Origin of the sequence: Nitratidesulfovibrio sp. D1, from assembly GCF_051133415.1 — a bacterium.
Taxonomy (GTDB): Bacteria; Desulfobacterota; Desulfovibrionia; order Desulfovibrionales; family Desulfovibrionaceae; genus Cupidesulfovibrio.
In genome coordinates this window covers 77,941-89,891 of the sequence record NZ_JBPGNZ010000002.1, presented here as the reverse complement: position 1 = coordinate 89,891, position 11,951 = coordinate 77,941, and the positions used below count along the sequence as shown (strand labels likewise).

Here is an 11,951-nt window from a genome sequence, read left to right as displayed (position 1 = left end):
CGCAAGGGGCCGCGGGCGACGATGCGAGAACCCACCATAAGGAGACCGGCACCCCATGCCAGCCCCCTGCATGATGCCCACGGGTTGACCACCGCGCTCCGGCGCATGGGACAAGACCGTCGTTTTCGGGTATCGGACCTTCAGGCAAGCGTTTCTATCCCCCACAGGAGGATTCACGAATGGGCAAAACTCCGGTTGAAAAGCCCGCGGCCAAGGCCGCCAAGGCTGGCGCCGAGATTTCCGAACTCACCAAGAAGCTGGTGCTGACCGGCGCCGACATCGTGCGCATCGGCGACGACGCCGAACTGCTGGTCGGCGGCAAGAACTACAACACCGCCATCATCAGCCAGGTGGAAGGAATCCGCGCACCCGAGTTCCGCGCCATATCGTCGCAGGCATTCCACATGCTGCTCGACGAAACCAGGGTCAACGCATCGCTCGTCCGCGCCACCGTGGACAAGGAATACAACCGCATCGACTGGAACGACCCCGAGATCAACAAGGACTCGGAGTTCCTCCAGAAGTTCGTCCGCAACCTGGCCAAGGAAATCCGCGCCCAGGCCTCCGCCAAGCCGGACCAGACCCAGATCAAGCTGCGCACCTTCGTCAACAACGTGGTGGAAGGCTTCGCCACCTCGCCGGAAGGCATCGACCAGTTGCGCAAGCGCTCGGTGCTGGTGCAGGCGGGCATCCTGTGCGTGGAACTGCCCAAGGCCGTGGACGAATGCGTGCGCGAAGCCTACCGCTCCATCTGCAAGGAAGCGGGCGCGGAAGACGTGCCCGTGGCCGTGCGCTCGTCCGCAGCCGGTGAAGACTCGCGCAAGAAGGCCTTCGCCGGGTTGCAGGACACCTACCTGAACATCGTGGGCGAAAGCCGCGTGTCCGCCGCCTACCACTGGGACTGCGCATCGGCCTACAACCTGCGCTCCATGACCTACCGCCGCGAGGCGATCCTGGACGCCCAGGCCCGCGCCGAAGCCACCGGCGACGAAGCCATCGCCATCAAGGCCAAGCAGGAATGGGCCATCGAGAACACCTCGCTCTCGGTGTGCATCATGCGCATGATCAACCCGGTCATTTCCGGCACGGCCTTCAGCGCGGACACGGCCACCGGCTGCCGGGGCACCGCGCGCAAGGACCTGGTGGGCATGGACGCCAGCTACGGCCTCGGCGAGGCCGTGGTGGGCGGCATGGTCACCCCGGACAAGTTCTACGTCTTCCAACGCGACGACGGGCCCGAGGTGGTCATCCGCCAGATGGGCTGCAAGGACAAGAAGATCGTCTACGACGAGAAGGGTGGCACCAAGAAGGTTTCGGTTCCGGAAATCGAGGCCTACCGCTGGTCGCTCTCGCTGGCCCAGGCCGAGCAGGTGGCCAAGGGCGTGCGCGCCATCAGCCGCGCCTACGGCGGCATGATCATGGACACCGAATTCTGCATCGACTCGGCCGACCGGCTGTGGTTCGTGCAGGCCCGTCCCGAGACCCGCTGGAACGAAGAACTGGAAAAGCACCCGCACACCATCTTCATGCGCCGCCGCGAGGTGGACCCCAAGGCGGCCACCCAGGCCGAAGTGCTGCTGGAAGGCAACGGTGCGTCGCGCGGGGCCGGGCAGGGCAGGGTGAAGTTCCTGCGTTCGGCGCTGGAACTGAACAAAATCAACAAGGGCGACATCCTCGCCGCCGACCGCACCGACCCCGACATGGTGCCCGGCATGCGCGTGGCCGCCGCCATCCTCGCCGACGTGGGCGGCGACACCAGCCACGCGGCCATCACCTCGCGCGAGTTGGGCATTCCCGCCGTCATCGGCATCCAGCGCCTGGAAATCCTGCGCGCCCTGGACGGCCAGGAAGTGACCGTGGACGGCACCCGGGGCCGGGTGTACCGGGGCATGCTGCCCCTGCGCGAAGTGGGCGGCGAGATGGACCTGTCCAGGCTGCCCTCCACCAAGACCAAGGTCGGCCTGATCCTGGCCGACGTGGGCCAGGCCATGTTCCTCTCGCGCCTGCGCGAGGTGGAGGACTTCGAGGTGGGCCTGCTGCGCGCGGAATTCATGCTGGGCAACATCGGCGTGCACCCGCAGGCGCTGGAAGCCTTCGACAGCGGCGAACTGGACCACGCGGTGCAGGCCAAGCTGCGCGAACTGGACGCCCGCCTGTCCAAGATCCTGCGCGAGCAGCTTTCCGCCGGGCTCATCGCCATCGACATGAAGCTGCGCGAGTACGTGGGCCACATCACCGGCCTGTCCGCCGAGATCGAGGCCCTGGCCTCGCGCGAGAACCTGCGCGGCACCGAACAGGTGCTGGTCATGCACCGCAAGATGCGCGAACTGGACCACCGGCTGGACGAGCACGTGGAACTGGCCACCCGGCGCATCGACATCCTGAAGACGTCCATCGACCTTGAAGACCACGTGCGCGTGGTCATGGGCTACGACGACCAGCTGGCCATGCTCAACGGCATCGACCCCGACACGGTGAAGCGCCGCGCCGAGATCGAGGCCAACGTGCGCGCCCATGTGGAACGCATCGAGGACATCCCCGCCGTGCAGGACGCGCTGGCCAAGATCGCCCGCCTGCGCCACGAGGTGGGGCTGCGCAGCGGCCTGCAGAAGGAAATGGACGACATGCGCGCCGTGCCGGACAAGATCCGCGCCCTGATCCGCTCGCGCGGGTTCCGCACCGGCAAGGAACACTACGTCCAGACCCTGTCGCAGGGGCTGGCCCTGTTCGCCATGGCCTTCTACGGCAAGGACATCGTCTACCGCACCACCGACTTCAAGTCGAACGAGTACCGCAACCTGCTGGGCGGCAACCTGTTCGAGCAGGTCGAGGACAACCCCATGCTGGGCTTCCGCGGGGTGTCGCGCAACCTGCACGACTGGGAAATCGAAGCCTTCAAGCTGGCGCGCGGCGTGTACGGCGGCAGCAACCTGCAACTCATGCTGCCTTTCGTGCGCACCCTTGAGGAAGCGCGCTCCATGCGCCGCTACCTTGAGCAGGTGCACAAGCTGAAGAGCGGTGTGGACGGCCTGAAGATGATCCAGATGTCGGAAATCCCGTCCAACGCCGTGCTGGCCAAGCAGTTCATCGAGGAGTTCGACGGCTTCTCCATCGGTTCCAACGACATGACCCAGATGGTGCTGGCCACCGACCGCGACAACGCGCGCCTGGGCCACATCTACGACGAGGAAGACCCGGCCGTGGTCTGGGCCATCCTGGTCACCATCTTCACCGGCCAGAAGTGCGCCCGCAAGGTGGGCTTCTGCGGCCAGGGCGTGTCCAACAGCAAGATTCTGCGCGGCCTGGTGGCCATCGCGGGCATCGTGTCCGCCTCGGTGGTGCCCGACACCTACTACCAGACCAAGCTGGACATGGCCGAGGTGGAGGCGGAGAACATCCCCACCTCGGAACTGGGCAACTGGCTGCGCAACCAGCATCTGGCCAACCTGCGCGCGCTGCTGGAGGAAAAGGGCTACGGCCACATCCTCAAGAAGTACACCCAGGCCGAAGACCTGATGGACTGGTACGAAGGCGAACTGCGCCGCCTGCACGAACTGCTGCGCGAAAGCCTGGAAACCCCCAAGGAAAAGTTCTACCGCTCCGAACTGGAACAGTTCCGGGCCACCTTCCACAAGCCGGTCATCTACGCCACCTGGGACTGGGCGGGCACCGTGTCCGACGCCCTGCACCAGGCCGGGTTCGCCAGCTTCGAGGAGCAGGCCAAGGCCCTGGAGGCCCAGCGCGCCAAGAAGTGGTAGTCGTGGCAGACGCGGCGACCGTTCCGCCACGCCGTGCGGCGTGCCCGGAATGCATGCCGGAATGACCGGGCGAGTGAATGGAAGAGTGAACGGACAAATGAATGTGCTGACGGGCGGCCTCCGGGCCGCCCGTTTTCCGTCGTGCGCCGGGCGCATGGACACGGGGCAGAGGGAAAAGGCGCGAAGTCCGGGCACATGCAGCCGCCTGCCCTTGCCACGGGCCGCCCCAGGTCGCATTTCATGGGAAGATTGATCCCTCTGGCCCATCAGACACAGGGAGGCGACCATGGGCGAACTGCATGTCCGGCGGGTATACGAATCCCCTGATGCGGCGGGTGGCGGAGACGGCCTGCGCGTGCTGGTGGACCGGCTGTGGCCGCGCGGCCTTGCGCGCGAGGCGGCCCGCATCGACCACTGGCTGCGCGGCGTGGCCCCGTCCGACGACCTGCGCCATTGGTTCGGCCACGACCCCGACCGGTGGCCGGAATTCATGGCGCGCTACCATGCGGAACTGCGCGCGTCGAAGCACGAGGATATGGAGCGGCTGCGCCGCCTGGCCGCCGGGCCGGACCGGGTCACGCTGCTGTTCGCGGCGCGGGACGAAGCCCACAACAACGCCGTGGCCCTGAAGGCATTCCTGGAAGGGGAGCAGAGGGACGGATAGCACTGGCACAAAAGAAGACGGGGAGCCCATGGGACTCCCCGCCGTGCGTTCATGCGTCCTGCGTCCGGCCGGGCGAAACCGGCTGGGCAGGGGGGTTACTTCAGGCGCGAGGTCACGTTGTCCTCGATCCAGTGCGGGTCCAGCCATTCCACGGGCTGCACCTGCACCCCGCTGACGGTCACCCCGAAGTGCAGATGGTCGCCGCCGGCCATGCCGGTGGTGCCGGTCTTGCCGATGATGTCGCCCTTCTTCACCTGCTGGCCCACGTTGGCCGAAATCTCGCTGAGGTGCGAGTACAGGGTTTGCAGGCCAAGGCCGTGGTCCACGATCACCAGGTTGCCGTAGATGCCCAGCTGCCCGGCAAAGACCACCCGCCCGCTGTTGGACGCAGGCACCTCGGCCATGGCCAGCGAGGCGAAGTCCAGCCCCAGGTGGGTCTGGTTGTCCACCTTCTGCCCGTTGTAGATGTAGCTGCGGTTGTCGGCGAATCCGGCCCTGGTGGCCGAGTTGGGCAACTGCTGGAAGGCGCCGTGCCAGAGCATGGCGGGCCCGGTGTCCTTGCCGACTTCCAGCAGCGTGCGCTCGTTGGCGGTGCGCAGTTCGCTGTTCACCTTCAGGAAGCGCTCCAGCTGGGTCATCTCGCCGGGCACCTCCTGCTCGAACTCGGGCATCTTGCTGGCCAGGAAGCTTTCGGAAAGGTTGATGTTGTCATGCCGGAACGCCTTGTCCAGCGGGCGGATGACCAGACGGCTGGCCATGGCGTTGCCGGAAAGGTCCACGGCGGTGATTTCCGGCGCGTACTGGGCCACGGTGAGGAAGTGCGGGAAGGCGAAGAAGCAGATGTAGTCGCCGCTGGGCTGCCTGAACCCCGGGAAGTACAGGTCGCCCACCTTCACCCCGGTGCGTTCCACCTCTTCGTTGACCGAGTAGAGGATGGAGCCGGTGCCGCCGCGCCGCACGTAGGGGGGCATGCTCTTCACCGAAACGCGCGGGGGCTGGGTGTCCAGCCGCATGGGGTAGATCCTGGTGGTGGTGTTGCCCTTGCCGAACCCGGCCAGCGAGGTGTCGGTCGCGCGCACCTCAAGGTCGAAGGCCCCGTCCTTCAGGCCCGCGTCCTTCAGGTTGAAGGTCACGCGCTGTTCGCGGCGGCCGTCGGAGAAGGCGCTGTCGAGCACGACCAGCGAGTGGGAATTCTTTTTCACCGTGACGGTGACGGACCGGATGCCCGACTTCTTGTCGCGCAGGGTCAGGGTCAGGTCCTGATGCGGCGAGGCGCGCCCCGTGTCCGGGGTAAGGATGACTTCCGGCCCTTCCATGTCCTGGAAGAGCATGAAGCCGCCGATGCCGAGCAGCCCCAGCAGGGCCGCGAAGACGATCACGATGGAAAGATTCTTTGCTGCAGTCATGTCTCCTGATCCTTTCAAGTGAAAAGCCGCCCTGAAAGCCGGGCGGCTCGTGTCCAAACCGTTGGTGTGGCCCGCCTAAGGATGCTCTACGGCATCCAGCAGGCTGATGGTCAGCTTCAGGAAGTCCGCCTCGGTCACGATGCCCACCAGCCGGTCGCCGTCGGTCACGGGCAGGCACCCGTACTTGTGATGCAGCAGCAGTTCGGCCGCGTCGCGCAGCAGGGTGCCCGGAGCCACCCGCACCACGTCGGTGCGCATGATTTCGCCCACGGGGATGCCCGAGTCGATCTCGTTCTGCACCGCCTCGTCCACGTCGGCGAAGCGCGAGATGGTGGCGGACAGGATGTCGCGGTGGGTCAGCAGCCCCTGGAAGTCGCCCTTGGCATCCACGATGGGAATGTGCCGGATGCGGGCCAGTTGCATCAACGAGCGCGCCGCCCGGAGCGAGTCGGTCTTCTTCAGGGTGAAGAGGCCGGTGGACATGAGGTCGCCGACGTAGAGCATGGTTTCCCCCGCATGCATGTTTCGGCAAGTGTCGCATACTCCGCGTATAAGTCAAGCCAGCCGGGGCGCCGCGCCCGGTTGAGGGAGGCAGGCGGCGTTCCGCCGCACCCGCCGCCCCGGCCTGCGCGGGCGTCCGGATTGACGCCGGAGGCAAAATCTGTTTTCCAAACCATGCCGGGGCCGTATGGACGAGGCGGCTCGCAACGCCCGTCCCGACAGTTTGCGCCCTTGTTCCGCCGCTCGCCCGCGCCTGGCATTCCGAGCCGTGGCGTTCGCCACTGCGTCCCGCGCCGTCCTGCAAGGTCCGGCGCGCCACGCCGTGCGCGTCGCCCGTCTCGCCGGGCCGTGAACCGGCGGGCACCCGCGATGCGGCCCCGGCAGGGCACCCATTCCAGAGAGGACCGCGCATGCTCGACATGAAGCGCAACCGCGAGCGCATGGTGAAACAGCAACTCGAGACGCGCGGCATCACCGACCCGGCCGTGCTCGCGGCCATGCGTTCCGTGCCGCGCCACCTGTTCGTGCAGGAAGCCCTGCGCGCCCAGGCCTACGAGGACCACCCCCTGCCCATCGGGCACGGCCAGACCATTTCGCAGCCGTTCATCGTGGCGCTCATGTCGCAGATCATCGAGCCGCAGGCGGGCCTGCGGGTGCTGGAGATCGGCACCGGCTCCGGCTACCAGGCCGCCGTGCTGGCCGAGATGGGGCTGGACGTGTACACGGTGGAACGCATCCGCGAGTTGCACGCCGCCGCGCGCGACCTGCTGCGCACGCTGAAGTACCGTAAGGTGCGGCTGAAGCTGGACGACGGCACCCTGGGCTGGCCCGAGGCCGCCCCCTACGACCGCATCCTGGTCACGGCGGGCGGGCCCGCGGTTCCGGGCCCGCTCATCGAGCAGTTGGCCGACCCCGGCATCCTGGTCATCCCCGTGGGGGCCAGCAAGCGCATGCAGGAACTGGTGGTGGTGCGCAAGGAAGGCGGGCGCGTGGTGCGCGAAAGCAAGGGCGGCGTGGCCTTCGTGGATCTGGTGGGCACGCACGGCTGGCGCGGCTGATCCCCGGAATTGCCGGCCTGAGCCCTGCCGCCGGCCCGGCGCGTGCGTTGCCGCACACACCGCTCCGGCGCACCCCCCTCCGCCCGCGCGCTTTTGCCCCCGTTTTTGCCAGCGCTTTTGCCCGCGCTTTTGCTTGACGGGGCGGCCCGATTCATTACCTTACCGGAGCGGGCAAGCCCCGCCGCGTCGCAATTCCATGGCCCGCCACGCCACCGGCCGGCGGCCACAGACAAGGAGCATCCTTATGTCCTCGTGCAGCACCTGCCCCTCGGCCAGGAACAAGGCCGAAACGGGCAAACCCAGTGCCGGCATGGCCATTCAGGACGAGATCATCTCGTCCACGCTGGGGCGGATCAGATACAAGCTTTTCATCATGAGCGGCAAGGGTGGGGTGGGCAAGAGTTCCGTCACCGTGAACACGGCGGCCGCGCTGGCCGCGCGCGGCTACAAGGTGGGCATCCTGGACGTGGACATCCACGGCCCCAGCGTGCCCAACCTGCTGGGCCTGCGCGCGGGCATAGAGGCCGACGAGCGCGGCGGCCTGCTGAACCCCGCGAAGTACAACGACAACCTGTTCGTCATCTCCATGGATTCGCTGCTCAAGGACCGCGACACGGCGGTGCTGTGGCGCGGCCCCAAGAAGACGGCGGCCATCCGCCAGTTCGTGTCCGACGTGAACTGGGGCGACCTGGACTTCCTGCTCATCGACTCCCCCCCCGGCACCGGCGACGAGCACATGACCGTGCTGAAGACCATCCCCGACGCCCTGTGCGTGGTGGTGACCACCCCGCAGGAAATCTCGCTGGCCGACGTGCGCAAGGCCATCAACTTCCTGCAGTACGCCCAGGCCAACGTGCTGGGCGTGGTCGAGAACATGAGCGGCCTGTACTGTCCCCACTGCGGCGGCGAAATCTCGCTGTTCAAGAAGGGCGGCGGCCGCGAACTGGCCGAGAAGTACGGCCTGACCTTCCTTGGCGCGGTGCCGCTGGACCCGGCCACCGTGGTGGCCGCCGACCGTGGCGTGCCCGTGGTGATGCTGGAAGAGGATTCGCGCGCCAAGCAGGGGTTCCTGGAACTGGCCGACAACATCGCGGCCGCGTCCGAAAACAGCCTGGAAGCCGTGGCCAGCACCCACGCCTGATTCGCAGGGCAACGGCGGGGCGTGCGAAGCCGCGCGCCCCGCGCCCATCATGTCCATGGCCCTCTTCCGCGCCCCCGCGCGGCACCCATCCGCCCTTTGCCAGCGCGGCGAAGTGTGCTAGGAACACCCTCATGACGCAGCAACCAAGTCCCCTCAAGCGGATGTTCAACCTCGCCAACCGCATCACGCTGGCGCGCATCTTCATCGTGCCCGCCATCGTCGTGCTGATGATGTTCCCCGGCCGCATCACCTGCCTGGTGGCCGTGGTGCTGTTCGCGCTGGCCTCGCTGACCGACGTCATCGACGGCCACATCGCGCGCCGGTCGAACATGGTGACCAGCTTCGGCAAGTTCCTGGACCCGCTGGCCGACAAGATCCTCATCGGTTCGGTGCTGATCATGCTGGTGGAGCTGGGCTGGATCGCCGGGTGGATCGCCATCGTGATCATCGCGCGCGAGCTGATGGTCACCGGCCTGCGGGCCGTGGCCGCCGACGAGGGGCTGGTCATCGCCGCCGACAAGTTCGGCAAGATGAAGACCGTGATGCAGATGTTCGCGCTGGTGCCGCTGATGCTGCACTACCCGTGGTTCGGGCTGGACCCCAACCCCGCCGGGCAGTTTATGCTTTACATCGCGTTGTTTCTCACGGTATTTTCCGGCTTCAACTACCTGTATACATTTTACGGAAACTGGCTCAAGGAAGGCGCCGGACGGGCCTAGCCCGCAGCAGCGGGTCACATGGCCGGAGACGCATTCATGCAGGATCACGAGGGACTGCACAGCAGGTTGAAGAACTGCCTGCAGACCATCCTCGAGCTGGAGCCGGACCTGGAACGGCTGGAGCTTGGGGGCGAACTGATGCAGGAGTTCACCGTGCTCAAGTCGTTCATGGAACGGCTTGACGCCGTGCTGCTGGACGAGGACGACGTGCGCCGGATAGAGCGGGCCACGGCGAATTTTCTGGAAGAGCTGAAAGGGCCGGTTTCCGCCATGCGCCGACGCGGCGAGCAGCGTCGGCTGTTGCAGTGACCGAGATGTTCTGGCGCCGCCTGCTCATCGGCCTTTCCCTGGCCCTCAACGTCGTCCTGCTGTACCGCCTCGTCTGGAGCGGGCAGGGCATAGTGGCCTACAAGGCGCTGAAGCAGCAATGCACCGCCATGGAGGCCCGGCTGAAGGACCTCGACGCCCGCAACCTGGCCCTCAGCCGCGAAATACGGCTCTTGCAGGCGGACGGGAAATATGTCGAAAAGATGATCCGCAAGCGGTTGAACTTCGTGAAGGACAACGAAATCCTCTACATCTTCCCCGAGACGCAGGCGGAAGCGGCCACACCGGGAGCCGGATCTGATGAAGGCAAAAATTGAGTGGTATCAAGAGGTACTTGAACTCGAACCGAGTTCGAAGGTCTTTTTTCCGCTCGCCCGCCTGCTGGCCGAAAACGGCCAACCCGATGACGCCATAGCCACCCTGCGCCAGGGGCTGGACCGCCATCCCGAATTCATCGAAGCCCGCCTTTTCCTCATCGAACTGCTGCACGCCAGCCACAGGGACGACCTGCGCGACGGCGAAGTGGGCAAGCTGGCCCGCCTGCTGGGCGCCTATCCCGGCTTCTGGGATGCGTGGAGCGCCTGCCTTGCCGCCGGGGACAAGGGCCGCGACACCGCGCTGGCCCTGGCCTTCCTGGCGGCCTCGTTCCGTTCCGGCGCACAGGGCGCGCTGTCGTGGACCTCGGTGATCGAGCACGGCCTGCGGGCCATGCTCGGCGGCAACGGCGCAGACCCCGCGCCCGTCTTCACCCCCACGGCCCCCACCGCACCCACGGTTTCCCCTGTTTCCTCCGCTTCTCCCGCTTCCACAGTCGCGCCGCAGGCCGTCTCCGCTCCTTCCGCTCCTGCTCCCGCCGCTACGGTGGCGCCCGGCGTGCCCGATACGCAGGACGCGCCCGATGCACAGGACGAGGAAGAAGAACATTTTTCGCTGCGTACCCGTTCCATGGCCCAGGTGCTCGCCGAACAGGGCGACCTGAAGGGCGCCCTCGACATCTACGAGGAACTGCTGGCCGCCGCGGGCAGCGACGAAGAGCGCGCCGACATCGCCGGCGTGATCCAGGAACTCACCAACCGCCTCAAGTCCGCAGGGGAGGGAAGCCAGCGGCAGCAGGCGGCCGACGAGGGGCAGCCCCTGCAGGGCAAGCACAAGCTCATCCACATGCTCGAATCGCTGGCCGAACGCCTGGAGGCGCGGGCCCAGGGGTAGCGGGCGACGCAATCCGTATTGAACCCACGCGCGGGGATACCGCGCGGCAGCCGTGCGCGTCCTTCGAGATTGAAGGAAGAGTGGGGCCACGCCCCGCGCCAGGCGGACTGCCGCAGATCGCAACGATCCATTCAGGAGAAAGAGAGTGCAGCGAGTCAACAAGGCCGCCTGTCTGCTGCTCGCGCTGGGCGTGCTGCTGGCGACGGGGTGCAAGCACGAGGCCAAGGAGTACTGGAAGGACACCCGCCGGTACTACCGTGAATATCTGAATACTCCCGCCAAGCTCGACCTTGACGACAAGGGCGAGGTGGAACCCGCCGAAGCCCGTCTTGCCGAAGGTTTCGCCGGCATCGACATCCAGCTGCGCGCCCTGGAGCGCGCCCTGGAAAACAGCGACCGCAAGCCCGACACCGAATGGGCCAGGCAGATGTTCCAGCGCTTTCCGTGGATCAGCGGCCTTGCCGCCGTGGACAACGAAGGCCACGTCATGGCCCAGCAGCCCGAGGCGGCCATGAAGCCGCTGGACTTCGCCCCGCTGCTGGAGGAAGACGCCAAGCAGAACATGCGCGCCCTGCGCGGCTACGTGCAGGAAACGCCCCTCGGCCCCGAAGTGTACGTGGGCGTGCCGGTGTACAGCGGGTCGGACTTCCGGGGCCTGGTCATCGCCCATTTCGACATCCGCGCCCTGCTGCCGTATTCGTCGAGCCCGGCGGACCTGATGATCGCCGCGCCCGGCCAGGTCATGTGGCCCGGCCGCTTCGACGCCGAGGCCACCCCCATCGCCTCCACCGACTGGGGCAGCGTGGTGACCAAGGAAGTCTACGGCTCCGTCTCCAACGCCAACGGCGAGTTCTACTGGGTGTCGCGCTACCTCGGCAACCTTCCGCTGGTCTTTGCCGTGCCCGAGGCCGGCAGCTTCCCCGAAAAGCCGGAGCAGCTCGCCATCCTCAAGCAGGCCGCGTCGCTGGGCTCGGCCAGCACCCACAACGAAGCGGTGACCGAGATCCAGCCCGCCTACCCCGAGCTTGACGAATCCGAGGGCAGCATCCTGACCCAACCCGCGCCGCAGGCGTCGGACGAGCAGAAGGTCAAGGAAGAAGCCATCCGATAAGGTTCGCGTCGCGCCGGGGCGTGCCCGTTCCCGCCGTGCGGCGGGCGGCGCGTCCCG

The 11,951-nt window shown here is 66.8% G+C and carries 11 protein-coding genes; 9 read left to right on the top strand and 2 right to left on the bottom strand.

Annotated elements, in window-relative coordinates; genetic code table 11:
* Positions 1–179: 179 nt before the first annotated feature.
* Together ACR4XJ_RS03580 and ACR4XJ_RS03575 are read left to right on the top strand one after the other, a co-directional pair.
* Entirely contained in the window at positions 180–3,758 is a 3,579-nt protein-coding gene (locus ACR4XJ_RS03580; protein ID WP_434753911.1) for a PEP/pyruvate-binding domain-containing protein, read from the top strand.
* A gap of 286 nt (positions 3,759–4,044) precedes the next feature.
* Positions 4,045–4,422 carry a DUF488 domain-containing protein gene (locus tag ACR4XJ_RS03575; protein WP_434753910.1) on the top strand — a complete coding sequence of 126 codons (378 nt, stop codon included), beginning with the start codon at positions 4,045–4,047 and terminating at the stop codon, positions 4,420–4,422.
* 95 nt (positions 4,423–4,517) lie between these two features.
* Here the strand turns inward: ACR4XJ_RS03575 and ACR4XJ_RS03570 are convergent, their stop codons facing one another.
* Both ACR4XJ_RS03570 and ACR4XJ_RS03565 read right to left on the bottom strand, forming a co-directional pair.
* The gene (locus tag ACR4XJ_RS03570; protein ID WP_434753909.1) at positions 4,518–5,828 is read right to left on the bottom strand and encodes a M23 family metallopeptidase; all 1,311 of its coding nucleotides are present in this window, start codon (positions 5,826–5,828) and stop codon (positions 4,518–4,520) included.
* A 75-nt stretch (positions 5,829–5,903) separates the two neighbouring features.
* On the bottom strand, positions 5,904–6,332 hold the full coding sequence (locus ACR4XJ_RS03565; protein WP_434753908.1) for a CBS domain-containing protein: 429 nt from the start codon (positions 6,330–6,332) through the stop codon (positions 5,904–5,906).
* A 407-nt stretch (positions 6,333–6,739) separates the two neighbouring features.
* Here ACR4XJ_RS03565 and ACR4XJ_RS03560 point away from each other — a divergent pair, with 407 nt between their 5' ends.
* From ACR4XJ_RS03560 to ACR4XJ_RS03530, 7 genes are all read left to right on the top strand, one after another.
* Positions 6,740–7,387, top strand: coding sequence for a protein-L-isoaspartate(D-aspartate) O-methyltransferase (locus tag ACR4XJ_RS03560; RefSeq protein ID WP_434753907.1), 648 nt, complete (start codon positions 6,740–6,742; stop codon positions 7,385–7,387).
* Between the two features lie 244 nt (positions 7,388–7,631).
* Complete coding sequence (locus tag ACR4XJ_RS03555; protein WP_434753906.1) at positions 7,632–8,528, top strand: Mrp/NBP35 family ATP-binding protein; 897 nt, start codon at positions 7,632–7,634, stop codon at positions 8,526–8,528.
* A gap of 161 nt (positions 8,529–8,689) precedes the next feature.
* A complete protein-coding gene (gene pgsA, locus ACR4XJ_RS03550; RefSeq protein WP_434754311.1) occupies positions 8,690–9,247 on the top strand; it encodes a CDP-diacylglycerol--glycerol-3-phosphate 3-phosphatidyltransferase in 558 nt (185 codons plus the stop codon).
* A gap of 36 nt (positions 9,248–9,283) precedes the next feature.
* Entirely contained in the window at positions 9,284–9,556 is a 273-nt protein-coding gene (locus ACR4XJ_RS03545) for a hypothetical protein (RefSeq protein ID WP_012611558.1), read from the top strand.
* Between the two features lie 5 nt (positions 9,557–9,561).
* Complete coding sequence (locus ACR4XJ_RS03540; protein ID WP_333507212.1) at positions 9,562–9,891, top strand: FtsB family cell division protein; 330 nt, start codon at positions 9,562–9,564, stop codon at positions 9,889–9,891.
* The gene (locus ACR4XJ_RS03535) at positions 9,875–10,783 is read left to right on the top strand and encodes a tetratricopeptide repeat protein (protein WP_434753905.1); all 909 of its coding nucleotides are present in this window, start codon (positions 9,875–9,877) and stop codon (positions 10,781–10,783) included. Before ACR4XJ_RS03540 ends, ACR4XJ_RS03535 begins: the two co-directional genes overlap by 17 nt.
* Before the next feature lie 145 nt (positions 10,784–10,928).
* Entirely contained in the window at positions 10,929–11,894 is a 966-nt protein-coding gene (locus ACR4XJ_RS03530; protein WP_434753904.1) for a hypothetical protein, read from the top strand.
* Positions 11,895–11,951 lie beyond the last annotated feature (57 nt).